Here is a 25,282-nt window from a genome sequence, read left to right as displayed (position 1 = left end):
ATGGCATCCAGTTACGACCTCTCCGAAGTCGCACGCGAGCAGCAGATGGGCGGGCTCGGCACCGAAACCGACCGTGAGATCCGGATCATCGATCTCACCGACTTCGAGGACCGGCGCGCCGAGATCACCGAATCGCTCTGGGAAGCCGCCACCGAGATCGGCTTCTTCCAACTGTCCGGGCATGGGATCCCGCAGCGTCAGATCGATGACGCGTTCGCCCGCACCGCGGCGTTCTTCGCGCTCCCGGAAACCGTGAAAGGCCGATATCCACTGGTCAAGGCGGACAACGCGGGCTGGGAGAGCATGAGTCAGGTACGCCCGTCCATCGGCGTGCCCGACCAGAAGGAGTCGTATCAGATCACCCGATCGCGTATGGACCAGCTGTGGCCCAGCGAGCGGGAGCTGGCGGGGTTCCGCGACGCCCTGCTGGATTTCGAGCATCAGGCCTGGATGGTCGCCATGCGCGTGCTGTCCTGCTTCGCCGACCGCCTCGGCATGGACCGGGACCATTTCACCGCGGCGCACAACCCGCGCTCACCGGAGTACCAGAGCACGCTGCGACTGCTGCACTACTTCGCGGTTCCCGAAGAACTGCGCGGTGTGCCCGGCCGCTGGCGCGCCGGCGCGCATACCGACTTCGATTGCCTCACTCTGCTTTTCCAGCGTGACGGCCAAGGCGGCCTGCAAGTGTGCCCCGGCCGGGAGATGCGGGACCAAGAGTGGACCTCCATCACGCCGTCGTCGAGCCTGATCACCTGCAATATCGGCGATATGCTCACCCGCTGGAGCGACGATCTGCTGCCGTCCAACTTCCACCGCGTCCGCAGCCCCGGCGCGGGCGAATACCAGGGCGAGCGCTACAGCATCGCGTACTTCGCCCAGGCGGATCGCGACGCCGTCATCCAGGGACCGGGCCGCACCTATCCCCCGGTCACGGCCGCCGATTTCCTCACCCAGCGGGTGCGGGCCAACTACCGGCCGCAAGGATAGCTTCGACGCCCGCAGGAAGGGGACCACTGTCATGACCGATCCGGAAGCGCCGCCCGCGGCCCTGCTCGGCGAGCACGTGCACCGGCAGGTCCGGCAGCTGGTCCTCTCCGGTGAACTCGGGCCCGGCCACGCGCTGAGCGTGCCCGCGCTGGCCGCACAGCTCGGGGTCAGCCGCAGCCCGGTCCGCGAAGCTGTCCAGCAACTGATCTACGAGGGCCTGGCCGTCAACGTGCCGCACGCGGGCGCCCGGGTGGCCGCACTGGACGACGCCCAGATCCGTGACGTACTGGCCGTGCGGGCGGTGCTCGACGGCTTGGCCGCCGAACGCGCCGCTACCCGGCTCACCGACGCCGACCTCGACGAGCTCGCCGATCTCGTTGCCGCACAAGAGCACAACCTGCACGGCGACGCCGACCCCGCTCGCGACACCCAGCTGGATCTGGTCTTCCACCGCGTCATCCGCGACCGGGCGGCCAACCAGCCCCTCGCCGACGAGCTGGCCCGCCTGGAAGCCCAAGCCCACCTCTACCGCGGCGACCTCTGGCACTCCACCCGCAACCGTCGCACCGCGCTGCACGAGCACCGCACCATCCTCCAGGCCCTGGAGTCCGGCCAGCCCGAATCCGCCCGAGCCGCCGCCGAAGCCCATGTGCGCGGCTTGATCACGCGGCTCGGACGGAGCTGACCGAACCCGCCGGACGCTTTCGAGAACGTCAGCCGCGGGCGGCCTTCAGCAGGTCTTCCCGGGTGGTGAACTTGACCCGCGGCCGCCGGGCCGACTTGCCCGCCGTCTTCTCGGCCAGATCGATGGACTTCCAGCCCGCACGATCCACCACATCGGGCTGACGCTCGGCCACCAGGGCCTTCAGCGCGGCGCGATCACCCTGCGGCTTGTTCAGCTTGCCGCTGGTGAAGTCCGAAATGAGCTGCTCGACAGTCTCTTCGGAGTCGGTGCGGTTGGACCCGATGACGCCGCGCGGGCCACGCTTGATCCAGCCGCTGACGTAGACGCCGGGCTGCGGTGCGCCGTCCGGGCCGAGGACGCGGCCGTGCTCGTTGGGGACCACGGCGCGGCTCTCGTCGAACGGCAGATCGGCGACCGGTTCGCCCTTGTAGCCGATGGAGCGCAGCACCAGTCCGGCGGTCAGGCTTTCGGTGCGGTCGGTGGCGCGGGCCACGATCTGACCGCCCTCTTCGACCAGTTCGTTGTGCACGAACTCGATGCCCTCGACCTTGTCGGCGCCGGTGACGGCGGTCGGCGAACCGAGGTACCGGAAGACGATGCGGCGGTTGGCCGGATCGCGGCGGCCCGCGGCGTACTCCTTGGCGAGGGTGTACTTGAGCCGCAGGTGCGGCTCCACGTCCGGGTCGTCGAGCGCGGCCTGGCTGGCGGGGTCGAGCTCCAGGTCGGCGTCCTCGACGATGACGTCCACGCCCTTCAGGTGCGCCAGCGCCAGGAACTCCGGCGAGGTGTAGGCGGCCTGCAGCGGGCCGCGCCGGCCCAGCACGACGACCTCGCGAATATTGCTGTTGCGCAGGGCATCCAGGGCATGGTCGGCGATATCGGTCTTGGCCAGCTCGTCCGGATCGACGGTGAGCACCCGGGCCACGTCGAGGGCGACATTGCCGTTGCCGACGATGACAGCGCGTTCGGCGGACAAATCGAAGCGGCGGTCCGCGAAATCGGGGTGACCGTTGTACCAGTTGACGAATTCGGTGGCGGAATGACTGCCGGGCAGGTCTTCACCGGGCACGTTCATCCGCCGGTCGGCCGCGGCGCCGACCGCGTAGAGGACGGCGTGATGGTGCCGCAGCAGTTCCTCGTGCGAAATGTGGGTGCCCACTTCCACATTCAGGTAGTACTGCAGGGTCTCGCGGCGGAACGCGGACTCGAACAGACTCGACACGGTCTTGGTGCCCGGGTGGTCCGGGGCGACACCGTTGCGCACCAGACCCCACGGGGTGGGCAGCCGGTCGAACAGCTCCACCTCGACATCGCAGCGCCGCAGCAGTTCGTCGGCCGCGTAGCAGGCGGCCGGACCGGCGCCGACGATGGCGACCCGCAGCGTGCCGAGTTCCTTCGGCGGACGCGCGGGCGTCACGATCGGATCGAAGTTCGATTCCAGCGGGTGCCGCTCGAAGTAGGCGGCATTGATGTCTTTGTAGCGCGCCAGCGACGCGGTCAGATCGTCCTCGGAGAAGATGGCCTCCACCGGGCACGCGTCGACACAGGCCCCGCAGTCGATGCAGGTGTCGGGGTCGATGTAGAGCATCTCGGTCGTCGCGAACTCGGGCTGGTCCGGAGTGGGGCGAATGCAATCGACCGGGCACTCGGAGACGCAGCTGGCGTCGTTGCAACAACGCTGCGTGATGACGTAGGCCATAGTGTGCAGATCCTCGAAATGTGCGTGGGCTGGGTGCCACCCGGGGGGTTTGCGGTGGACCGTGGTGTCACGGGTCGGGCTCGCGCGGTTGTGACGCCGCTTTCAGTGTGCCTGAAGAGTGGCGTACGCCTCTCTCCGGACTGCACACGGTCCTATCACAGGGGGTCGCGGCCACGTCAATCCCCCACCACATCGTGAGACAACCGGGGATCGGCCTTACGGTAGGGCACATGGTGCGGACCTTGATCCTCATGCGGCACGGCAAGTCCAGCTATCCGGACGGTGTCGGCGACCATGAGCGCCCACTGGCCCCGCGGGGGGAACGGGAGGCAGCCCTGGCGGGGCAATGGCTGCGCGACAACCAGCCGCCGGTTACCGCGGTGCGCTGTTCCACCGCGGTACGGACCCGGGAAACCCTGGCCGCCACCGGGATCGACGCGCCCGTGGTGTTCGAACGCGGCATCTACGAGGCGTCCCCGCGCACGTTGATCGAACTGATCCAGCTCAGCGACGACGACGTGTCGACGCTGCTGCTGATCGGCCACGCACCCGGAATGCCGTGGACCGCATGGGAGTTGGCGGCCAACCGCGATTCCGTCCAGGCGATCGAGCTCAGCCGGAAATTCCCCACTTCCGCGCTGGCGGTCCTCGAATTCGACCGGCCCTGGACCGAAGTGGATCCGGGCACCGGTGAACTGACCCACTTCCACGTGCCGCGCTGACTACTTGAGTAGTTTGCCGCCGACCACGACGACGCCGCCGAGGATCAGCAGCAGCACGAACGCGACGAACCCGTTCGTCAGCCACCACACCACGCCGAGCGCGAGCAGCACCGGCGCCACCGCGACCGCGGTGATGAACGGACTTTCCCGGACCGTGGCCAAAGCCGAACGAGCCCGGACACGGTCAATTTCCTTAGCCATGTCCCCCAGGGTAGGCCGGGAAATACAACACGTCCGGATGTCTCGGAATCGGCCGGTTTCCGCCGCGTGCGGTGGCAGGCTGAGGCGATGGATTGGAAAATCGAACTCATCGCGATTCCCGTCACGGACGTGGACCGCGCGAAGGATTTCTACACCTCCATCGGCTTCAACGCCGACCACGACCACTCGCCCAGCGAGGACGTCCGTTTCGTCCAGCTGACTCCGCCCGGATCGGCGTGCTCGATCTGCGTCGGGCGGGGCATCACCGAGGCGGCTCCCGGCAGCGTCGAGGGTATGCAGATCGTCGTCGCCGACGCCGAGCAGGCCTACCAGCAGCTGGTGGCCGCCGGGGTGGACGCGACGCCGGTAAAGGACCTCGGCTGGGGCCTGTTCACCTTCTTCGCCGATCCCGACGGCAACAAGTGGGCCATTCAGCAGCTGCCGAAATACGACTGATCCCGGCGCTCTCGGCTTCGTGAAGAATGGGACTTGCTTGGAGTGCACTCCAGGTGAGTAGCGTCGGTGACGTTCTTCGAGAAGGGCGAGGGTGATGGGTCTTCCGGCAGGTCAGAGCAATGTCAGCGACCACGAGCGGCCGCGGTATTCGATCGGCGAGGCCGCCGAACGGTCAGGGCTGAGCCGGGACACCCTGCGTTGGTACGAGCGGATCGGGCTGATGGATTACGTCGGCCGCGACCACACCGGAAAGCGACGGTTCAGCAATCGCGACCTGGAGTGGCTGGCGCTGATCGGGCGCCTGCGCACCACCGGGATGTCGGTCGCCGACATGGTCCGCTACGCCGAGCTGGTCCGGGCCGGCGATTCGACGCTGCCGGACCGGTTGCAGATATTCCGGGACACCCGTGCCGAAGTGCTCGCCCAGCTCGAGGAACTCCGCAAGACCGTCGAGGTGCTGGATTACAAGATCGCCCGGTACTCGGGCGATACCGCGGCGGTCCCACCGGCCGTACTCATCGCGCACGACAGCAAAGGGATTCAAAAATGACGCTTCCGACCACCGCACTCGGCACCGACGGCATCGAGGTCGGCGTTCAGGGCCTCGGTTGCATGGGAATGAGCGAGTTCTACGGCGAGTCCGACCTCACCGAATCGCGCGCGACGCTGGAACGCGCGCTGGAACTCGGCATCACACTGTTCGACACCGCCGACATCTACGGCTCCGGCCACAACGAGGAATTCCTCAGCGATTTCGTACGGGCCAACCGGGATCGGGTGGTGCTGGCCACCAAGTTCGGCATCATCCGCAAAGCGGAAGATCCGGCCTATCGCGGTTTCGACAACTCCCCCGGCTACATCCGCGAGTCCGTGGACGGCAGCCTGCGCCGGCTCGGCGTCGACGTCATCGACCTGTACTACATGCACCGCCGCGACCCGCAGGTGCCGATCGAGGACACCGTCGGCGTCCTGGCGGAACTCGTCGCGCAGGGCAAGGTCCGGGCGCTCGGCCTGTCCGAGGTGACCGGCGACGAACTGCGCGCCGCGCACGCCGTGCACCCGATCGCGGCACTGCAATCCGAATGGTCGCTGTTCTCCCGCGATGTCGAACGCACGGCGGTCCCCGCGGCGGCCGAGCTCGGCGTCGCCTTCGTGCCGTACTCGCCGCTGGGCCGCGGCTTCCTCACCGGCAAGCTGAACACCGCCGACCCGAAGGACTGGCGCCGCCAGATGCCGCGCTTCTCCGGTGACAACGCCGCGCACAACGCCGAGCTGCTGGGCCCGCTGGCCGCCATCGCCGAAGCCCGCGGCATCACTCAGGCGCAGGTCGCGCTGGCTTGGGTGCACGCGCAGGCCGACGTGCACAACCTGCCGGTCGTCCCCATCCCCGGCACCCGCAGCCGAAATCGCTTGGCGGAAAACGCCGCCGCCGCGACACTGGCACTGACCGCCGACGAATTGGCCACCCTGGAGCCGATCGCCGACAAGGTCGCCGGGCCACGCTACGCGGACATGTCGTTCACCTCCGCCGGCCGGGAGTAGCAACCAGCACACAGAACAGGAAATTCGACGTGTCCACACTGTCACTGAACGTCCGTTTCACCGCCAAACCCGGCCAGGAAACCGCCCTGCGCACCATCCTGCAGAACATGATCGAGCCGACCGTGGCCGAGGAAGGCTGCCTCGCCTACGAGCTGTATCTGCACCCGACCGACCCGAGTCGCGTTGTCCTGCTGGAGGAATGGGTGGACGCGGCGGCCTTGGCGGCGCATTTCCAAACGCCGCACCTGAAGCAGTGCATCGCCGATCTGGAGCCCGTGCTCGCCGAGCCGCTGCGGATGCGGCAGTTCCACGACGCTGTTCCCGGGGATCTGCCCGGCCTCAGCTGACTCCACGGCCACGGCCCCGATGCGGTTCGCGCGTCGGGGCCGTCCGCTGTCGCCAGGGCATGGACTTTCACCGCTGTACGCGGTATGAACTAGAACAGGTTTCATTTCTGGCGAGTGCGGGAGATTCGATGGACAGCGCGGCCGTGGGCGGACTGGTGATGGCTGGGTTCCAGAAGCTGGGATTCATCCAGTACACCGGCATCGAGGCGGCGGAGTTCGGGCCGGGCCGCACCGTGATGTCGATCGAGCCCAAGCCGGAACACCTGAATCACAACGGAGATCTGCATGCCGCGGTGCTGTTCGGGTTGGCGGAGACAGCCGCCATGGGCGCCTCGGTGTCCGGAATCGTGGACCTGATGGGCGAGACCTTCATCGTCGCCAGGAACGGGCGCATCGAGTACTCGGCGCGCGCCAAGGGCACGGCCGGCCCGTTCCTGGCCACCTCCGACCTCGGTGCGGAGACGTTGGCGAAGGTCCGCGCGGAAATCGCGAACCGCGTCGACATGGAACTGGAAGTGCCGGTGACCATCACCGACAGCACCGGCAAGGACGTGGCCGCCGCGGCATTCACCGCCGTGCTGCGGCCACGCCGGAAGTGAGGGCCGCTACGCCTGAGCGGGCGCTTCGGCCGGGCGCGGAAAGCGCCGGGTGATGAGCCAGCCGACGGCAGCGGCCAGCGGGAACATCAGCACGCCGTAAACCGCTGCGGGAACGGCCATCTCGGTGCTGTCCAGGACGCTGATGGCCACCGTCATCGCGATCGTGCTGTTGTGGATGCCGATCTCCATCGAGCAGGCGATCGCCTGGCGGTCGGTCACACCCAGCCAGCGCGGCACGAAGTAGCCGGCGGTCAGGCTGATCAGGCAGAACAGCGTGGTCACCGCGCCGACGTCGACCAGATAGCCGGTGAGGTTCGCCCGTTCGGCCAGCATCGTGCCCAGGATGACCAGCAACAGCGTCACCGCCGAGCCGATCCGCACCGGGCGGTCCATCCGGTCGGCGAAAGCCGGAGCCCGCCGCCGGGTGAGCATGCCCAGCGCGACCGGGATCAGCACGATCGCGAAAACCTGTGCGGCCTTGCCGAATTGCAGGCCGACCTGGCCCGCGCTGCCGCCCGGTTCGAAATAGTCGATCGCGAAATTGGTGACCAGCGGCAGAGTTACCACGGCGATGATCGAATTCACCGCCGTCAGTGAGACATTCAGCGCGACGTCGCCGCGGAACAGATGACTGAAGAGATTCGCGGTGGTGCCGCCGGGCGAGGCCGCCAGCAGCATCATTCCGACCGCGAGCAGCGGGGACAGATCGAACAGCAAGACCAACCCGAACGCGGCCGCCGGCAATACCAGCAGCTGGCAGGCCAGCGCGACGGCCACCGGTTTCGGGTTCACCGCGATTCGCCGGAAGTCGTCGACGGTCAGTGACAGCCCCAGGCCGAACATGATCACGGCCAGCGCCAACGGCAGCGCTACCGATACCAGTGGAGAATTCATGCATTGTCCTCATCACTCATCCGGCTACCCACAGCCGACATCTGAACCCGGCGGGTGTCAGAATTCGCTGAGGATAGCCGGAGTGTGACGAGCGTCGCGGTGATTACGGAAAATCAGGGCTGCCCGGTCAGGTAGGCGATGGCCGCGTCGACCGATTCCTGTCCGCCGCCCTGATGGAGACCGGCGAACGCACCGATCGCGGCACCGACGACCGTGGTGATCGGCACGGTGATCACGTCGAACACGAACAGCCCCAACGGGAATCCGACCAGGAAGCCGATCGCCGCGCCGATCGCCGCGCCCGTCATGATCTGCGGCTGGTAGCGCTCGATGTCGGCGAAGAAGCGCTCCTGCGCGCTGACCTCGCGCACCGGAGCTTCGGACAGGTTGTCCGGCGCGAGCGACAGCCGAGTGCCCGCCTCCTCGACGACCGGGCGCAGGTCGACCTTGTGGCCTTCGACATCGATCGTCATCGGCAACGCCGCGATGATCCGACCGGCGTCGTCGGTGACCGTCACGACCTTGTTGTCCGCCGCGAACTCGAAGCGGCCGTTGCGCAACGTGGTGACCGTGGATTTGCGATCCTGCGCCACCGCGACCTGGTAGCCGACCCCTTCGTAGTCGCCGCGGAGATCGAGCGGAGTGTCCTCGGCCGGGCTGACCTGCGCGGGCGGCGCGGGCACGGGCTCAGCGCGCACTGCGCCGCTCGCCAGTCCGGTGGCCGCCACGGCCAGAAGTGCGGTCGCGGTGATTCCGCTGATCCTCATCGTGTACTCCCCTAGCGCGAATTCGTCGGTACGAAGATACCCGGCGCACGCCGACTTCAGTACGGCTACAAGATGTTCGGCGCAGTACGCCCGCTCCTAGCCGACTTCCAGGACGATCTTTCCGCGGGTGCGCCCGGTCTCGCCGTGCGCGTGCGCTTTCGCCGCCTCCGCCAGGGGGAACACAGTGTCGATTACGACCCGCAGCCTGCCCGTCTCGACCAGGTCGGACAGTTCACGCAGCCCGCCGGCGTCGGGCTCGACCACGTTCCAGCCGACGCGCACACCGTGCTCCCGCGCCTGCTCCGCGGTCGGCAGCGTATCCGGTCCGGGCAACACCACCAGATATCCACCGCGCCGGAGGACCGGCAGCGAACGGACGCCGTAGTCGCCGCCGTACGCGTCCAGCACCACATCGACCTCGTCGACGACGGTGCTGAAATCGACTGCGCTGTAGTCGATTACCTCATCGGCTCCGAGCGAACGCAGGAACTCGTGCTTGTCCGCACGTCCCGTCGCGATGACATACGCACCCCGCGCCTTGGCGATCTGTACCGCCAGGTGCCCCACCCCGCCCGCCGCCGCATGGATCAGCACACGCTGCCCCGCAACGAGTTCCGCGGTATCGACCAGCGACTGCCAGGCGGTGAGTCCGGCCAGCGGCAACGCGGCGGCTTCGAGGTGCGACAGGGACGGTGGCTTACGGGCGAACTGACGAGCCGGTGCGACAACGTATTCCGCGTAGGCACCGGCCTGCCGCGGGAAAGCGGGCATACCGTAGACCTCGTCACCGGGCTCGAACAGCGTGACACCGGGGCCGACGGCCGCCACTGTCCCGGAGACGTCCCAGCCGACGATCGGCGGCTCGCCCCAGGCGATGAAGGCGCCACTGGCCCGGGTCTTCCAGTCGACCGGATTGACGCCGGCCGCGTGCACCCGCACCAGAATCTCGGTCATGCCCGGTTCCGGCCGCTCGATCCGGGCGGGCGTCAGAACCTCGGGTGCACCCCATTCGGGTACGACGACGGCGAGCATGGTGGTCATGGCGAATTCCCTTTCTTCGCAGCGCGTTTGCTGTGCGGGAACCAGATTGCCGCTCGGGCCGCCGGTGCAGTACTGGCCGGATAGCCAATATGTGACAGAATCCGGCCATGAGTGCCGCGCCCCACCGCATCGTCGTCCTGGCCCTGGACAGCGTGCCGTTGTTCGAACTCGGCATCCCCGCACGGGTTTTCACCGAGGTCTGCGCGACGAACGGAGCGCCGCTCTACGAGGTGACGGTGTGCTCGGTGAGCGGCGGCCCGGTGCGCTGCGATCAAGGCTTCGACGTGGTCGTGGGTCGCGGACCGGAAGAACTCGAGACGGCGGACACGGTCATCATTCCGCCCGCGCACGACCTCGGTGACCTGCGCACCGGCGGCCCACTGCCGGAACCGCTGGCCGCCGCGCTGGCCCGCATCCGTCCCGGCACCCGACTGGTGTCCATGTGCACCGGCAGCTACGTGCTCGCCGCGGCGGGCGTGCTCGACGGCCGCTCCGCCACCACGCATTGGATGCGCGCCGAGGAATTCCGCCGCGCCTTCCCGCGCGTCCGGCTCGACGAGGACGTGCTGTTCATCGACAACGGTGACGTGCTCACCGCCGCGGGCATCGCGGCGGGCATCGACCTGTGCCTGTACCTGTTGCGCTGTGATCACGGCACCGCGGTCGCCAACCGCGCGGCCCGCCGCTGCGTGGTTCCCCCGTGGCGCGACGGCGGGCAGGCCCAGTTCATCGAACGTCCCGTCCCCGAATCGACGACCGCCTCCACCGCTCCCACCCGCGCCTGGCTGCTGGACCGCCTGGACAGTCAGGTCTCCCTGGAGGCGATGGCCGCGCACGCGCGGATGAGCGTGCGCACCTTCACCCGGAAATTCCGCGAGGAGACCGGCGTGACGCCGGGCCGCTGGCTCACCGCCCAGCGCCTGGAACGCGCCCGCGACCTGCTGGAGAACAGCGACCTCAGCATCGATCTCGTCGCCCACCGCGCGGGCTTCGGTACCGCGAATTCGCTGCGCCAGCAGATGCGCGCGGCCCTGGGCACCTCCCCGAACGCGTACCGCAGGACCTTCCGCGGCGCCGCCTGAGCATTTTCACCGGAACTGTTGACTTGGCGTCCGCCACGCGCAACACTGAACTAGATGGTTCAGTATGACTTCCTAGGCGCATCGTTCGGAGCGCTCGCGGATCCCACCCGACGGGGGATCCTGGAGCACCTCGGGCATGGGCCCGCGTCCGTCACCGAGCTGGCCGATCGCTTCGAGATGACCCTGACGGGGATGAAGAAGCATCTGCGGCTGCTGGAGGGAGCGGGCATGATCGTCACCGAGAAACGCGGTCGAGTCCGGTACTGCCGGCTCGGAGCGAACATCTTCGACCGTGAAGTGGCGTGGTTGCAGAACTATCGGCGCATGGTGGAAGCCCGAATGGACCGTCTCGGCGAATTTCTGGAGCGAACGGAGCACAACCAATGAGCACACCCACGAAAGATGTTGTCGTCACCACGTCCGGCGACCGTGACTGTCACGTCGAGCGCGTCTTCGACGCCCCACGCGAACGCGTGTGGGCCGCCTACAGCCGGGTCGAGCAGTTGGCCCAGTGGTGGGGCCGGGGCAACCAGCTCGATATCGAGCGCTGGGAATTCCGCAAGGGCGGGCACTGGCGCTTCGTCGAACATTCCGACGGCGAAACCCACGGCTTCGAGGGACGATTCCGGGAGATCACCCCGCAGGAGCGGATCGTGCAGTCCTTCGAATGGGACGGCATGCCCGCCCACATCACCATCGACACCACGACATTCGTCGACCTGGGCGACGGCCGGACCAAAGTGGTGACCGACAGCCTCTTCCACACCCAGGAGGAACGCGACGGAATGCTGGGCTCCGGCATGGCAGCCGGGATGACCGAGAGCTACCTGGCGCTGGACCGCCTGCTCGCGGCCTGAACCACCCGACCATGATTCGGCCTCCACCCGATGCCAGGAGGAGGCCGAATATCGTTGTCGGACAGTGTGATTCAGGAGTGTTCCGCGCCGCAGACGCGCCGCTTGCGCGGCTTCAAATGCAGCGCGGGCAGCGGCGGCGCCGGAATGCGCTGATCCGGGGTATGTCCCGCGATATCCGGGAACCGCGTGACATCGCGTTCCTCCCAGGCGTCCCGGGCCGCGACGATCTCCTCGTGGCTGCGGCCCACGAAGTTCCACCACATCACCAACTCCTCGCCGAACGGCTCGCCGCCGATCAGCAGGAAGTGCGCGCCCGCGGCACTGTCGAGCCGCAACTCTTTTCGCCCGGTGCCCAGGTAGAGCAACGGCCCCGGCGCGAGATCGGTGCCCTCGACCGTCGCGTCACCCTCGATCAGCAGCACCGCGTGCTCGAAATCAGGATCCAGCGGCAGCGTGACCCGGGCGCCCGGCTCGACCCGGACATCCGCGCCGACGATCGGGGTGTACGCCTTCGCCGGTGAGGTGCGCCCCGCCAGCGAGCCGATCAGCACGATCGCCTGGATGCCCAGCGCCCGATACACCGGCAGGTCACGATGCTGCTCGAAATGCGGCTCCACCCCAGTCGCGTGGCCGGGCAAAGCGATCCAGAGCTGTAGACCGTGGCTAGCCGGCGCGTCGGCGGAGTAGTACTCCGAATGCGCGATCCCACGCCCCGAAGTCATCAGGTTCAACTGCCCCGGGTGGATCTCCACGTCCGACCCGACCGAATCACGATGCCTGATCTCCCCGGTGAACGGCCAGGTCACCGTCTGCAAACCGATATGCGGGTGCGGATCGATATCCGGCGGCGCATCGGTCTTGGTGACCGTCGGCGAACCGAAATGGTCGAAGAAACACCACGCCCCGACGGTCGGCAGATCCCGTTGCGGCAGCACGCGTTCCACGAATACGCCGCGCACCCCGCCCAACGGCACCTCCCGCGCCGGAAACAACTCGGCCACCGGGCCGGGACCCGCGCTCGGTTCGCACAGTTGCTCGGCGGGGTGCTCCTCGAGATCACTCACGGGTGACGCCCTTACCGATCACGTGCGCGTCGTACTCCGGATGCTTGTCCAAGTAGGCCTTGATGAACGGGCACAGCGGCCGGATCACCCGCTCCAGTGCGATCGTGTCCTCGATGGCCACCTTGGCCAGCACCTTCCCGAGCCCCTTGCCCGAGAACGCGTCATCGATCTCGGTGTGCGTGAACACCGTTTCGTCACCGCGCTCCTCGTACTCGGCGAACCCGGCGAGCTTGCCGCCGTAGGAGATCTCGTACCGCTTCTTGTCGTCGTTGCGGACGACCGTGGCCTCGGGAGTCGAATCGGTCATGTGCTGCTCCTTCTGTGCTCGTACCGGGTGACTACTCATAATGGAAACTCGATTGAACGCGGCGATCGTCGTCGCCACCCAGATCACCGCGGAGATCTGTGCATCGGAAAGAGCCCGGCGCGCGAAAGCGTACTCGCGCGCCATCGTCGCTTCCTCCGGCAATGCGGTGGTTATCTCGGCGATCGCCAGCGCGGCCCGCTCCTGCGCCGTGAACAACTCGGTGCGCCGCCATGCGGGCAATACCGCCAGCTCCTGCGCCGAAACCCCCGCTTTCAGCGCGGCCCGCTGATGAATGTCCAAGCAACTGGCACAGCCGTTGATCTGCGACACCCGCACATTGACCAGCTCGATCAGCCTGCGCTCCAGCCCCGTCGCCGCCCCCGCCGCCCGCACCTGCGCCGCCACCCCGGTCAGCGCGCGAAACACCTGCGGATGCTGCTTATCGATCCAGACCCGACGTTCCGAAACCAACGACTCCATGCCCGAATAACTGGGACGGCGGAGGAATTGTTCCGGACTGCGGTCCGGAACACCTCGGCCGCAAGGTCCGCAGCGCGGCGACTACGGCTCCCGCCCGCTCGCAAGCCGATCGAGATCGATACTCAGCGGGTAAGGCAGATCGGTGGTGTAGACACCCGTCACCGCGCCGTTGCCGAGGTAGCCGAGTCCCTCGGTGAGCCGCAGCGGCAACAGGCTGACGAGCGGCTCCAGATCGATGATCCAGTAGTACGGGATGCCCGCATCGGCGAATTCGCTGCGCTTGATTTTGTAATCCATGCGGCGCGAGTTCGGCGACAACACCTCGACCACAAGGTGGACATCCGAGGCGCGCAGAATCCCTCCCAGTTCGTCGACCCGGTCGACTGCACTTGCCTCCACCACTACGAGGTCAGGACGACGAACGGTGGCCGGACCACCCTCGGGAACCAGCTCGAGGTCGACATCGATGTCCGGCACCGAAACGAATCCGGACGGCAATTGCGGCTCTAGCAGATGGTCCAATCTGCTGCGAAATACATTGTGCCGCAGCTCCGGCGACGGAGCCTTGACGAGAACCCCCTCCTGCAATTCCCAGTGGAACCGGTCGTCCTCGCCAAGTGCCAGGAAGTCGGAGATAGTCAAGGGCCGCCTGGACATGATGGCGGCGGACCACTGACTCTCCAGTTCAGGAAGTACCGTCGCCCTCACTCCTTCGCTCGCTGGGACCTTCGGCTCGAGTGCCCCACGCAAGCTACTGCACGAAGCAGAGGCGAATGCTCGATTCCGCGCAATCAGCCCGCTAACCAGTAGCCCCCGGAACGCACTTCGGCCCCCGCTCCGAAGAGCGGGGGCCGAATGCGCTTGCCTACCTACCGATTACCGGTAGTCGCTGAAACCGTAATCGTCCAGCGGCACCGCGGCACCCGTGGAGGTGCCGAAGCTGTCCGGGCTGTAGTAGGTGTCGTCGTAGGACGGCACCGCGTACGCGGCCTGACGGGCTTCCTCGGTCGGCTGCACCTGGATGTTGCGGTAGCGGTTGATACCGGTACCGGCCGGGATCAGCTTGCCGATGATCACGTTCTCCTTGAGACCGATGAGCTTGTCGGAGCGGCAGTTGATCGCCGCGTCCGTCAGAACTCGAGTGGTCTCCTGGAACGACGCCGCCGACAGCCACGAATCGGTGGCCAGCGACGCCTTGGTGATACCCATCAGCACCGGGCGACCCGACGCGGGCTCGCCACCCTCGGCGACCACGCGGCGGTTGGCGGCTTCGAACTCGGCCCGCTCGGTGAGCGAACCGGGCAGGAATTCCGTCGCGCCGGAGTCGATGATGGTGACACGCCGCAGCATCTGCCGGACGATGACCTCGATGTGCTTGTCGTGGATCGACACACCCTGCGAGCGGTAGACCTCCTGGACCTCGTGGACCAGGTGGACCTGCACCTGACGGGGGCCCATCACGCGCAGCACCTCGTGCGGATCCGCCGCGCCTTCCAGCAGCTGCTGGCCGACCTCGACATGGTCACCGTCGGAGAGCAGGCGCTCGGTGCCGTCGTCGTGCTTGAACACACGCAGACGCTGCCGCTTCGAGAGCTTGTCGTAGACAACCTCTTCGCTACCGTCATCCGGGATGATGGTGATCTTGTAGAAGCGGTCGTCGTCTTCCATCCGCACGCGGCCGGAGATCTCCGCGATCGGCGCCTTGCCCTTGGGCACACGAGCCTCGAAGAGCTCCTGCACACGAGGCAGACCGCCGGTGATGTCATCGCCCGCGACACCACCCTGGTGGAAGGTACGCATGGTCAGCTGGGTACCGGGCTCACCGATGGACTGCGCGGCGACGATACCGACGGCCTCACCGATGTCGACCAGCTTGCCGGTGGCCATCGAGCGGCCGTAGCAGGTCGCACACACGCCGGTGCCGGTGGTGCAGGTCAGCACGGAGCGGACCTTCACCTCGGTGATGCCGGCGCCGAGCAGCGCGTCCAGCGCCGGGTCGCCGAGATCGGCGCCCTTGGCCACGACGACATTGCCCTTGGCGTCGACCGCGTCGGTCGCCAAAGTCCGTGCGTAGGTGGAGGTTTCCACGTGCGCGTCCCGGATCAGAGTGCCGTCGGCCATCTTCTCCGCGATCGGCACCACGATGCCGCGCTCGGTACCACAGTCGTGCTCGCGCACGATGACGTCCTGCGAGACGTCCACCAGACGACGGGTCAGGTAACCCGAGTCGGCGGTACGCAGCGCGGTGTCGGCCAGACCCTTACGGGCACCGTGGGTGTTGATGAAGTACTCGAGCACGGTCAGGCCCTCACGGAAGGAGGACTTGATCGGGCGCGGGATGAACTCACCCTTCGGGTTGGTAACCAGGCCCTTCATACCGGCGAGGGTACGAGTCTGGGTGAAGTTACCGGTCGCGCCCGACTCGACGATCGTGATGATCGGGTTGTCCGGCGGGTAGTGCGCCCGCAGTGCCGTACCGACCTCTTCGGTCGCTTCCTGCCAGATCTTGACCAGGGCGTTGTTGCGCTCCTGGTGATCCAAAGCACCACGCTGGTACTTCTTTTCGATCTGCTCGGCCTGCGCCTCGTAGCGCTCCATGATCTCGGTCTTCTCCGGCGGAACCAGAACGTCCGACATGGAGACCGTGACACCGGAGCGGGTGGCCCAGTAGAAGCCCGCGTCCTTCAGCTTGTCGACGGTCTGCGCCACGACAATCATCGGGTAACGCTCGGCCAGATCGTTGATGATCGTGGCCTGACGCTTCTTCGGCATCTGCTCGTTGATGAACGCGTAGTCCGCGGGCAGCAACTCGTTGAACAGCACGCGACCCAGAGTGGTCTCGGCGGTCCACGCGTCGCCGCGCTGCCAGCCGTCCGGGAACAGCTCGTCCTCGATGTCCTTCGGCGGACGCTGCTCGGTCAGGCGCACCTTGATCAGCGAACGCACGGTCAGCTCACCGCGGTCCACCGCCATCTGCGCCTCGGCCGGCGAGGAGTACACGCCGAATTCGGCGGTGTCCTTGCCCGACGGCCGGTACTCGCCCTTGGCGCCCTCGACGAGGCGGGTCAGGTAGTACAGGCCGGTCACCATGTCCAGACGGGGCATGGCGAGCGGGCGGCCGGACGCCGGCGACAGGATGTTGTTCGAGGACAGCATCAGGATGCGAGCCTCGGCCTGCGCCTCCGCGGACAGCGGAAGGTGCACGGCCATCTGGTCACCGTCGAAGTCGGCGTTGAACGCCTCACAGACGAGCGGGTGCAGCTGGATCGCCTTGCCCTCGACAAGCTGCGGCTCGAAAGCCTGGATTCCCAGACGATGCAGCGTCGGTGCCCTATTCAGCAGCACCGGGTGCTCGGCGATGACCTCTTCGAGGACATCCCACACCTGGGGACGCTGACGCTCGACCATCCGCTTGGCGGACTTGATGTTCTGCGCGTGGTTCAGGTCGACCAGTCGCTTCATCACGAACGGCTTGAACAGCTCGAGCGCCATCAGCTTCGGCAGACCGCACTGGTGCAGCTTCAGCTGCGGACCGACCACGATGACCGAACGGCCCGAGTAGTCGACGCGCTTACCGAGCAGGTTCTGCCGGAAACGACCCTGCTTGCCCTTGAGCAGATCGCTCAAAGACTTCAGCGGGCGGTTACCCGGACCGGTGACCGGACGACCGCGGCGGCCGTTGTCGAACAGCGCGTCCACGGACTCCTGCAGCATCCGCTTCTCGTTGTTGACGATGATCTCGGGCGCACCGAGATCGATCAGTCGCTTGAGGCGGTTGTTGCGGTTGATCACGCGGCGGTACAGGTCGTTCAGGTCGGAGGTGGCGAAACGGCCACCGTCGAGCTGAACCATCGGGCGCAGCTCCGGCGGGATCACCGGAACGGCGTCGAGCACCATGCCCATGGGCGAGTTGCCGTTGGCCTGGAAGGCCGCGACGACCTTGAGCCGCTTGAGCGCGCGCAGCTTCTTCTGGCCCTTGCCCGAGCGAATGGTCTCGCGCAGGTTCTCGGCCTCGGCGTCGATGTCGAAGTTCTCCATCAGCTTCTGGATGGACTCCGCACCCATGGCGCCGGTGAAGTATTCGCCGTAACGGTCGATCAGCTCGCGGTAGAGCACCTCGTCGACGATGAGCTGCTTGGGCGCCAGCTTGGTGAATGTGGTCCAGATCTCGTCGAGCCGGTCCAGCTCACGCTGGGCGCGGTCGCGGAGCTGACGCATCTCACGCTCGCCGCCGTCCTTGACCTTGCGGCGCACGTCGGACTTGGCACCCTCGGCCTCGAGCTCGGCGATATCCGCCTCGAGCTTCTGGGCGCGGGCCTCCAGGTCGGCGTCACGCTGGTCGGCGACCGCCTTCTTCTCGACCTCCATCTCGGCCTCGAGGGTGCTGAGCTCGTTGTGGCGCAGCTCCTCGTCGACCGCGACGATGACGTAGGCGGCGAAGTAGATGATCTTTTCCAGATCCTTCGGCGCCAGGTCGAGCAGGTAGCCCAAGCGCGACGGAACGCCCTTGAAGTACCAGATGTGAGTGACCGGAGCGGCCAGCTCGATGTGGCCCATCCGCTCACGGCGCACCTTGGCGCGAGTCACCTCGACGCCACAGCGCTCACAGATGATGCCCTTGAAGCGGACACGCTTGTACTTACCGCAGTAGCACTCCCAGTCGCGAGTAGGTCCGAAGATCTTCTCGCAGAACAGGCCGTCCTTCTCCGGCTTCAGCGTGCGGTAGTTGATGGTCTCCGGCTTCTTCACCTCGCCGTAGGACCACTGGCGGATGTCTTCGGCGGTGGCCAGGCCGATCCGGAGTTCATCGAAGAAGTTGACGTCTAGCACGTAACTTCCTTTCCCCTATGCGGGTCGAATTCGAGCAAAAGTTCACTAGTGGGTCGAGCGCGCCACCCCGTCGTCCCGGAAAGCCCGGGACGACGGGGGGACGCCGAACGCATCAGTTCGCCAGGTCGTCGACGGTGGCGGCTTCGTTCCTGGACAAGTTGATGCCCAGGTTCGCGGCCGCGCGCTCCAAGTCCTCGTCGTCGCCGTCACGCATCTCGATCGCGGCGCCGTCCGAAGACAGCACCTCGACATTGAGGCACAGCGACTGGAGTTCCTTGAGCAGCACCTTGAACGACTCCGGAATGCCCGGCTCCGGAATGTTCTCGCCCTTGACGATCGCCTCGTAGACCTTCACGCGGCCGACCACGTCGTCGGACTTGATGGTGAGCAGTTCCTGCAGGGTGTACGCGGCGCCGTACGCCTGCATGGCCCAACATTCCATTTCACCGAAGCGCTGACCACCGAACTGCGCCTTACCACCGAGCGGCTGCTGGGTGATCATCGAGTACGGACCGGTCGAACGGGCGTGGATCTTGTCGTCGACCAGGTGGTGCAGCTTCAGGATGTACATGTAGCCGACCGCGACCGGGTACGGGAAGGGCTCACCCGAGCGACCGTCGAACAGCACCGACTTGCCGTTCTCGTCGACCATGCGCTCACCATCGCGGTTCGGCAGGGTCGAGGCGAGCAGACCGGTCAGTTCCTCTTCGCGGGCACCGTCGAAGACGGGGGTCGCGATGTTGGAATCCTGCGGAGCGGCCAGCATCTCCTCCGGCAGCGCCGAGGCCCAGTCGGGCTTGGCGCCGTCCGGACCGTGCACATCCCAGCCGGCCTTGCCGATCCACCCGAGGTGGGTCTCCAAGATCTGGCCGATGTTCATACGACGCGGCACGCCGTGGGTGTTCAGGATGATGTCGACCGGGGTGCCGTCGGGCATGAACGGCATGTCCTCGGTGGCGAGGATCTTGCCGATGACACCCTTGTTGCCGTGCCGGCCGGCCAGCTTGTCGCCGTCCTGGATCTTGCGCTTCTGCGCCACGTACACGCGGACCAGCTCGTTGACGCCCGGAGGCAGATCGTCGTCGTCCTCGCGCGAGAACACGCGAATACCGATGACCTTGCCGGACTCACCGTGCGGCACCTTCAGCGAGGTGTCGCGGACCTCGCGCGCCTTCTCACCGAAGATCGCGCGGAGCAGCCGCTCCTCCGGGGTCAGCTCGGTCTCGCCCTTCGGGGTGACCTTGCCGACCAGGATGTCGCCGTCGCGGACCTCGGCGCCGATGCGCACGATGCCGCGCTCGTCCAGATCGGCCAGCACCTCGTCGGAGACGTTCGGGATGTCCCGGGTGATCTCCTCGGCGCCCAGCTTGGTGTCGCGGGCGTCGATTTCGTGCTCTTCGATGTGGATCGAGGTGAGGACGTCCTCTTCCACGAGGCGCTGCGACAAGATGATCGCGTCCTCGTAGTTGTGGCCTTCCCACGGCATGATCGCCACGAGCAGGTTCTTGCCCAGGGCCATCTCACCGTTTTCGGTGCAGGGGCCGTCGGCCAGAACCTGACCCTGCTCGACCCGCGCACCCTCATCGACGATGGGACGCTGGTTGGAGCAGGTGCCCTGGTTGGAGCGGTTGAACTTGCGCATCCGGTAGGACTTGCGGGTGCCGTCGTCGTGCATGACGGTGACGTAGTCGGCGGAAACCTCTTCGACCACACCGGGCTTCTCGTTCACCACGACATCGCCGGCGTCGACCGCGGCGCGCAGCTCCATACCGGTGCCGACCAGCGGCGCCTCGGAACGGATCAGCGGCACGGCCTGACGCTGCATGTTCGCGCCCATGAGGGCACGGTTGGCGTCGTCGTGCTCGAGGAACGGGATCATCGCGGTCGCGACCGACACCATCTGGCGCGGCGAGACGTCCATGTAGTCGACCTGGTCGGCCGAGACGAACTCGACCTCTTCACCGAGCCGGCGCACGAGGATCTTGTCCTCGAGGAAGCGGCCTTCGGCGTCGACCGGCGAGTTGGCCTGCGCACGAACGTGGCGGTCCTCCTCGTCGGCCGTCAGGTAGACGACCTCGTCGGTGACCCGGCCGTCGATGACCTTGCGGTACGGGGTCTCGATGAAGCCGAACGGGTTGACCCGCGCGTACACCGACAGCGAACCGATCAGGCCGATGTTCGGGCCTTCCGGGGTCTCGATCGGGCACATGCGGCCGTAGTGCGACGGGTGGACGTCTCGAACTTCCAGGCCGGCGCGCTCACGGGACAGACCACCGGGGCCCAGCGCCGACAGGCGGCGCTTGTGGGTCAGGCCCGACAGCGGGTTGTTCTGGTCCATGAACTGCGACAGCTGGGAGGTTCCGAAGAACTCCTTGATCGCGGCGACGACCGGGCGGATGTTGATCAGGGTCTGCGGCGTGATGGCCTCGACGTCCTGGGTGGTCATCCGCTCGCGGACCACACGCTCCATGCGGGACAGGCCCACGCGGATCTGGTTCTGGATGAGCTCGCCGACCGTGCGCAGGCGACGGTTGCCGAAGTGGTCGATGTCGTCGACCGCGACCGGCACTTCCTGGCCGCCGGGGGCGGTCATCATGCGGTCACCGGCGTGCAGGCGCACCAGGTACTCGATGGTGGTGACGATGTCTTCCTTCGTCAGCACCGAGCTGGTGACCGGCTCGCCCACGTGGATGCCGAGCTTCTTGTTGATCTTGTAGCGGCCGACGCGGGCCAGGTCGTAGCGCTTCTCCTTGAAGAACAGGTTCTCCAGCAGAGTCTGCGCGGACTCCTTGGTCGGCGGTTCGCCCGGACGCAGCTTGCGGTAGATGTCCAGCAGCGCCTCGTCTTGACCGGCGGTGTTGTCCTTCTCCAGCGTCGACATCATGATCTCGGAGAAGCCGTAACGCTCGACGATCTCCTCGTTGGTCCAACCGAGCGCCTTGAGCAGCACGGTGACCGGCTGCCGGCGCTTGCGGTCGATGCGGACACCGACGGTGTCGCGCTTGTCGATGTCGAACTCCAGCCACGCACCACGCGAGGGAATGACGCGCACGCTGTGCAGGTCTTTCTCCGTGGTCTTGTCGACGGAGTGGTCGAAGTAGACGCCCGGCGAACGGACCAGCTGCGAGACGACGACGCGCTCGGTGCCGTTGATGATGAACGTGCCCTTGTCGGTCATCATCGGGAAATCACCCATGAAGACCGTCTGGCTCTTGATCTCACCGGTGTTGTTGTTGATGAACTCCGCGGTGACGAACAGCGGCGCCGCGTAGGTCATGTCCTTGTCTTTGCACTCGTCGATGGAGGCCTTGACCTCTTCGAACCGAGGATCCGAGAACGACAGGGACATGGAGCCGGAGAAGTCCTCGATCGGCGAGAGCTCCTCGAGCACCTCCTCGAGCCCACCGACCAGGCCGCCGTCGCCGCGCGCGGCGGCCTTCTCACGCCATGACGGCGAGCCGATCAACCATGCAAAAGAATCTGTCTGTAGATCGAGAAGTCCGGGCACCTCCAAGGGCTCACGGATTTTCGCGAAAGACACCCGCTTAGGGGCTCCGGGGATTCCGGCAACTGCCTTGGTCTGGGTGGAGACTGCCAAGATGCGTCCTTCCAGCACCTCACGCGCGCCGCGTGGTGGTCCGCGGCCGTCGCTTGCTTCTGCTACGAATTCCGCTGGTCACAACCCGAACGAAACCCGAACAGGCAACAGCGGAAGTAACACCGGAAGGGGTGGAACTCACGTGTGCGAATCGAGGTATGGACAGGAGGCAGCCAGCGCAACGTCCAAAATTACACCACCTGACCGGGTGGTGTCAATGCACACCGCCGCCGGGTGTGAAAATACCACCCGGGCGAGCGCCTGTGTGGCTGGCGCGCCGGGTGCGAATCCGGCGCGGGGGCCGACCCCGTGCGCGACCGGGAAACGATCGCTACGTGGGCCGGTGGCGCCGGTGCCGTGCTCGAATCGCTGGCTGCGTCGAGAGCAACGGGGCATCTGGAGCCACTGTGACAGCTGCCGCTGTTGTGAATAGCGTGACGGCTCCGGCGAAAACCGTCAAGTGTCAGGACCGACCAGCCGGTTGTCGAGATCGCCTGCCGCGCTGGCGCATCCTGACCATTTCGAGCGACCCGTAAGCGATCGCTACGGCCCCGGTTCACTGGTCGACGATGTCGCCGGCCAGCCACCGCCCGTTGATCTTGGTCATCCGCAGCACCACCGGACCGGCCACACTCTGCTGCGCCTGCCCGCCCTTGTCGGCGCTGATCACCAGGTTGACCAGCAACTCCGCGCGGTCACCGTCGAGCAGCGTGACGCCGATGGGGTCCGCTTCGGCATCCGCGCTGGTCTGCGCCTGTTTGATGGCGTCGACGGTGGTTCCGGAGAACTTGTCCAGGTCGCTCAGCATCTTGCCGGTGACCACCTGGCGTACCGCTTGTTCATAGCCGTCGATGTGTTCCAGGTCGTAGCCGTAGATGGTGCGCAGGGCGTGCTGGGCGGCGGCCCGCACCTCCTCGGTGGCCTCGGTATCGAGGAAGGCCGCGTTGGCGGTGTCGACCCCCGGGCGCTGGGCCGCGAGGGCGGAGAATCCGGCCAGTAGGACGGCCAGGCCGAGACAGGCGAGCACCGCGAACCAGGACGAGCGCGCGGGCAGGTCGGGTGTGCGCGGGCGCAAACCACGCCCCCGCGGCTCTTCGGCGGGCTGCTCGCGCGCGACGGCGGGCCGGGCGAGCGGCCGGGAGGTGACGCGGTTGACGGGACGGCGCGCGGTCATCGCGGCTCCTCCTGCGGTGCGGTACCGGCGACCGGGCCGTCGAGCAGCGCCGGCTGGGTCAGGGAGGCGACCTGTTCGGCCTTCCATATCTCTTTGTCCTTGGTCATCTCCAGGTTCCAGGTGTAGCGGTAGTTCGACACCTCGTTGCCCGGTTTGGTCTCGGTCACCTGCAGCACGATCAGTGCCGCTGCCTTGTCGCGTTCGGTGTTCAGCGAGGTGAGGGCGGAGCCGAGCACCTTGGAGGTCATCTCGACCCCGGTTCGGCGCGCCAATTGTTCGGACTGCGCGACGTTCTGTTCCGCCGAGACGAGGATCGCACCGGTCATCGAGGAACGGGCCAGCGCGAGCGACCCCGGGATGTCGTCCAGGCGCATCGTGGTCATATTCAGAGCGGCCTGCCGCGCGGCGTCGAGTGCGCTGTCCCGGGCGGCGGCGCGCGGGCCGTCGGTGAAGAAGGCCGCCTGCAACCAGCCGGTACCGAACCAGAGCGCCGCGACCAGCGCGACGGCCAGTGCCCCCGCCGCGAGGGCGGTCGCCACGAGGGGCGCGGTCTTGCGGTTCGGGGCCGCGATCGGTTCGAGCGGAGCTTCCGCCAGGACCGCGGAGTCCGGAGTTTCCTTTGCTACATCGACACTCACTGCGAACACCTCACGTCGTCGTCGGTCGGGTGCGACTGCGGTTACCGCTTGGGCGTGACCCCCATCAGGGTGGCCAGCTGCACAGCTATCGGGTTCAGGTTGAGCTTGGGCGGATCGGTCTTCGGGTTCCGGTCCCAGGGCTGCGCGATGGCCGGATCGGCCAGCTCCGCGCGCTGGCCGCCGCGCACGGCGGTCGGATTGCCGAAGGGGACAGTACATTTGGCGTCTTTGTTGAACGGGAATTCGTCGACGGTGTCATCGAAGTCGGGGTCACGCCGCTTCATCTCCGCCAGAATCGCCTGGGTGCCCTCGTAGCCGACGGTGCAGGCGGGCGGGTTGTTCACCTCCAGCACCAGCCCGAAGTGGCTGGTGTTGTCGCCCGGGGCGGTGGCCGAGGCGCCGATGGACAGCTGCGGGAGCATTTGCAGCAGCGGGCGCAGCGCGTAGAACTTCGGCGAGACGGCGTGCAGCAGGCTGCGCAGGTTGGCCAGGTCCTCGGTGAGCGCGGGGCCGCTGTCGCGCAGCAGGTCGCTGATGGCCGAGCCCGCGTCCGTACCGGTTCCGATCAGCCTGCGGACATCGGGATCGCTGGCCCGCAATTGCGCGCTGAGCCGGTCCAGTCCGTCGCTGAAGCGCAGGATCTCGCCGGACTGGACCGCCTGGGTTTCCAGGGCGATGCGCCCGGCGCGGATCAGCGCGATGGTCTGCGGCAGGTTGTCGTCGAAGGCGGCGCTGAACTCGGTCAGCGATTCCACCAGGGTCCGCAGGTCGGCGCCTTTGCCCTCGAAGGCTTTGCCGAGTTCGGTGACGGTGGTGGTGAGCGCCTGCAGGTCGATGGTCCTGGTGAAGGTGTCGACACTGGTGATCAGCTGTTCCACCGATACCGGGACGTCCAGCCCCTCGATCACCGAGCCGTCCGTCAAGTAGGGGCCCTCGGCATCGGCGGGTCGCAGATCGACGAACTGCTCGCCGATCGCGGAGCGGTTGGCCACCACGGCTTTCGCGGTTGCCGGGATCTCGGGCGCGCCGGTGTCGATGACGAGCGGGACGATCACCCCGTCGTCGGTGAGTTCCAGGTCACCGACCCGGCCCACGGCCACGCCACGGTAGGTGACCTCCGCGCCTTTGTACGCGCCACCAGCCTGGGCAGCCTCGACCCGCACCGTGTACTGGCCGAAGCCGAGCATGTGATCGAGCCGGATGTACCGGGCGCCCACATAGGTCACACCGAGCACCGCGATCACGACGAACGCGATCAGCTGCAGCCGAACCAGGCGGCTCATGACTCCACCCCGGGGACACGCGGCTC

Annotated in this window: 24 protein-coding genes and 1 pseudogene; 11 read left to right on the top strand and 14 right to left on the bottom strand. The window is 66.9% G+C overall.

The features are described 5' to 3' along the window. Together BJ987_RS08995 and BJ987_RS08990 are read left to right on the top strand one after the other, a co-directional pair. Positions 1-990, top strand: a complete 990-nt coding sequence (locus BJ987_RS08995) for an isopenicillin N synthase family dioxygenase (protein ID WP_209886733.1) — start codon at positions 1-3, stop codon at positions 988-990. A gap of 31 nt (positions 991-1,021) precedes the next feature. Beyond that, a complete protein-coding gene (locus BJ987_RS08990; protein WP_209886730.1) occupies positions 1,022-1,675 on the top strand; it encodes a GntR family transcriptional regulator in 654 nt (217 codons plus the stop codon). Positions 1,676-1,703: 28 nt separating this feature from the next. Here the strand turns inward: BJ987_RS08990 and BJ987_RS08985 are convergent, their stop codons facing one another. Next, the gene (locus tag BJ987_RS08985; RefSeq protein WP_209886727.1) at positions 1,704-3,374 is read right to left on the bottom strand and encodes an FAD-dependent oxidoreductase; all 1,671 of its coding nucleotides are present in this window, start codon (positions 3,372-3,374) and stop codon (positions 1,704-1,706) included. Positions 3,375-3,604: 230 nt separating this feature from the next. Between BJ987_RS08985 and BJ987_RS08980 the strand changes: the two genes are divergently transcribed. Beyond that, complete coding sequence (locus BJ987_RS08980) at positions 3,605-4,096, top strand: SixA phosphatase family protein (RefSeq protein WP_209886724.1); 492 nt, start codon at positions 3,605-3,607, stop codon at positions 4,094-4,096. Here BJ987_RS08980 and BJ987_RS08975 read toward each other — a convergent pair whose 3' ends face one another. After that, positions 4,097-4,297 carry a hypothetical protein gene (locus tag BJ987_RS08975; protein WP_209886722.1) on the bottom strand — a complete coding sequence of 67 codons (201 nt, stop codon included), beginning with the start codon at positions 4,295-4,297 and terminating at the stop codon, positions 4,097-4,099. 87 nt (positions 4,298-4,384) lie between these two features. On the opposite strand from BJ987_RS08975, the gene BJ987_RS08970 reads away from it, so the two are divergent. The 5 genes from BJ987_RS08970 (at position 4,385) to BJ987_RS08950 (ending at position 7,241) form a co-directional block, all read left to right on the top strand. Beyond that, positions 4,385-4,753 carry a VOC family protein gene (locus BJ987_RS08970; RefSeq protein WP_209886719.1) on the top strand — a complete coding sequence of 123 codons (369 nt, stop codon included), beginning with the start codon at positions 4,385-4,387 and terminating at the stop codon, positions 4,751-4,753. A 94-nt stretch (positions 4,754-4,847) separates the two neighbouring features. Continuing rightward, a complete protein-coding gene (locus BJ987_RS08965; RefSeq protein ID WP_209886717.1) occupies positions 4,848-5,303 on the top strand; it encodes a MerR family transcriptional regulator in 456 nt (151 codons plus the stop codon). Continuing rightward, on the top strand, positions 5,300-6,295 hold the full coding sequence (locus tag BJ987_RS08960; RefSeq protein WP_209886714.1) for an aldo/keto reductase: 996 nt from the start codon (positions 5,300-5,302) through the stop codon (positions 6,293-6,295). The genes BJ987_RS08965 and BJ987_RS08960 overlap by 4 nt, the downstream gene beginning before the upstream one ends. 29 nt (positions 6,296-6,324) lie before the next feature. Beyond that, positions 6,325-6,642 carry a putative quinol monooxygenase gene (locus BJ987_RS08955; RefSeq protein ID WP_307869550.1) on the top strand — a complete coding sequence of 106 codons (318 nt, stop codon included), beginning with the start codon at positions 6,325-6,327 and terminating at the stop codon, positions 6,640-6,642. Positions 6,643-6,770: 128 nt separating this feature from the next. Continuing rightward, the gene (locus tag BJ987_RS08950; protein ID WP_209886711.1) at positions 6,771-7,241 is read left to right on the top strand and encodes a PaaI family thioesterase; all 471 of its coding nucleotides are present in this window, start codon (positions 6,771-6,773) and stop codon (positions 7,239-7,241) included. 6 nt (positions 7,242-7,247) lie between these two features. On the opposite strand, the gene BJ987_RS08945 is transcribed toward BJ987_RS08950, so the two are convergent. The 3 genes from BJ987_RS08945 to BJ987_RS08935 form a co-directional block, all read right to left on the bottom strand. Next, positions 7,248-8,135, bottom strand: a complete 888-nt coding sequence (locus BJ987_RS08945; RefSeq protein WP_209886708.1) for a bile acid:sodium symporter family protein — start codon at positions 8,133-8,135, stop codon at positions 7,248-7,250. Between the two features lie 113 nt (positions 8,136-8,248). After that, positions 8,249-8,902 carry a DUF8020 domain-containing protein gene (locus BJ987_RS08940; RefSeq protein WP_209886705.1) on the bottom strand — a complete coding sequence of 218 codons (654 nt, stop codon included), beginning with the start codon at positions 8,900-8,902 and terminating at the stop codon, positions 8,249-8,251. Between the two features lie 96 nt (positions 8,903-8,998). After that, entirely contained in the window at positions 8,999-9,943 is a 945-nt protein-coding gene (locus tag BJ987_RS08935; protein ID WP_209886701.1) for an NADP-dependent oxidoreductase, read from the bottom strand. Between the two features lie 107 nt (positions 9,944-10,050). Between BJ987_RS08935 and BJ987_RS08930 the strand changes: the two genes are divergently transcribed. From BJ987_RS08930 to BJ987_RS08920, 3 genes are read left to right on the top strand one after another with little or no spacing between them, the layout of a single operon-like run. Further along, complete coding sequence (locus BJ987_RS08930; RefSeq protein WP_209886698.1) at positions 10,051-11,025, top strand: GlxA family transcriptional regulator; 975 nt, start codon at positions 10,051-10,053, stop codon at positions 11,023-11,025. Between the two features lie 54 nt (positions 11,026-11,079). Next, complete coding sequence (locus tag BJ987_RS08925) at positions 11,080-11,412, top strand: ArsR/SmtB family transcription factor (RefSeq protein WP_209886695.1); 333 nt, start codon at positions 11,080-11,082, stop codon at positions 11,410-11,412. Beyond that, positions 11,409-11,882: an SRPBCC family protein gene (locus BJ987_RS08920; protein ID WP_209886693.1), complete on the top strand. Its 474-nt coding sequence runs from the start codon at positions 11,409-11,411 to the stop codon at positions 11,880-11,882. Before BJ987_RS08925 ends, BJ987_RS08920 begins: the two co-directional genes overlap by 4 nt. A gap of 71 nt (positions 11,883-11,953) precedes the next feature. On the opposite strand, the gene BJ987_RS08915 is transcribed toward BJ987_RS08920, so the two are convergent. The 9 genes and pseudogenes from BJ987_RS08915 to BJ987_RS08880 all read right to left on the bottom strand — a co-directional run bounded on the left by BJ987_RS08915 (position 11,954) and on the right by BJ987_RS08880 (position 25,256). Then, complete coding sequence (locus tag BJ987_RS08915; RefSeq protein ID WP_209886691.1) at positions 11,954-12,946, bottom strand: pirin family protein; 993 nt, start codon at positions 12,944-12,946, stop codon at positions 11,954-11,956. After that, positions 12,939-13,253, bottom strand: a complete 315-nt coding sequence (locus BJ987_RS37190; RefSeq protein WP_245366720.1) for a GNAT family N-acetyltransferase — start codon at positions 13,251-13,253, stop codon at positions 12,939-12,941. Before BJ987_RS37190 ends, BJ987_RS08915 begins: the two co-directional genes overlap by 8 nt. Before the next feature lie 9 nt (positions 13,254-13,262). Next, positions 13,263-13,733: pseudogene (locus BJ987_RS37185) on the bottom strand (carboxymuconolactone decarboxylase family protein); the annotation flags it as partial. 81 nt (positions 13,734-13,814) lie between these two features. Continuing rightward, positions 13,815-14,483, bottom strand: coding sequence for a Uma2 family endonuclease (locus BJ987_RS08905; protein WP_245365876.1), 669 nt, complete (start codon positions 14,481-14,483; stop codon positions 13,815-13,817). A 126-nt stretch (positions 14,484-14,609) separates the two neighbouring features. Further along, positions 14,610-18,563, bottom strand: coding sequence for a DNA-directed RNA polymerase subunit beta' (locus BJ987_RS08900; RefSeq protein ID WP_209886685.1), 3,954 nt, complete (start codon positions 18,561-18,563; stop codon positions 14,610-14,612). A gap of 112 nt (positions 18,564-18,675) precedes the next feature. Then, entirely contained in the window at positions 18,676-22,179 is a 3,504-nt protein-coding gene (gene rpoB / locus BJ987_RS08895) for a DNA-directed RNA polymerase subunit beta (protein ID WP_209886682.1), read from the bottom strand. Between the two features lie 538 nt (positions 22,180-22,717). Next, positions 22,718-23,335 carry a hypothetical protein gene (locus BJ987_RS08890; protein WP_209886677.1) on the bottom strand — a complete coding sequence of 206 codons (618 nt, stop codon included), beginning with the start codon at positions 23,333-23,335 and terminating at the stop codon, positions 22,718-22,720. Then, complete coding sequence (locus BJ987_RS08885; RefSeq protein WP_209886675.1) at positions 23,332-23,973, bottom strand: hypothetical protein; 642 nt, start codon at positions 23,971-23,973, stop codon at positions 23,332-23,334. Before BJ987_RS08885 ends, BJ987_RS08890 begins: the two co-directional genes overlap by 4 nt. A gap of 41 nt (positions 23,974-24,014) precedes the next feature. Beyond that, a complete protein-coding gene (locus tag BJ987_RS08880; RefSeq protein WP_209886672.1) occupies positions 24,015-25,256 on the bottom strand; it encodes an MCE family protein in 1,242 nt (413 codons plus the stop codon). Positions 25,257-25,282: the final 26 nt, after the last annotated feature.

This window comes from Nocardia goodfellowii (genome assembly GCF_017875645.1).
GTDB lineage: Bacteria > Actinomycetota > Actinomycetes > Mycobacteriales > Mycobacteriaceae > Nocardia > Nocardia goodfellowii.
This window is presented reverse-complemented; position numbering and strand designations above follow the sequence as displayed.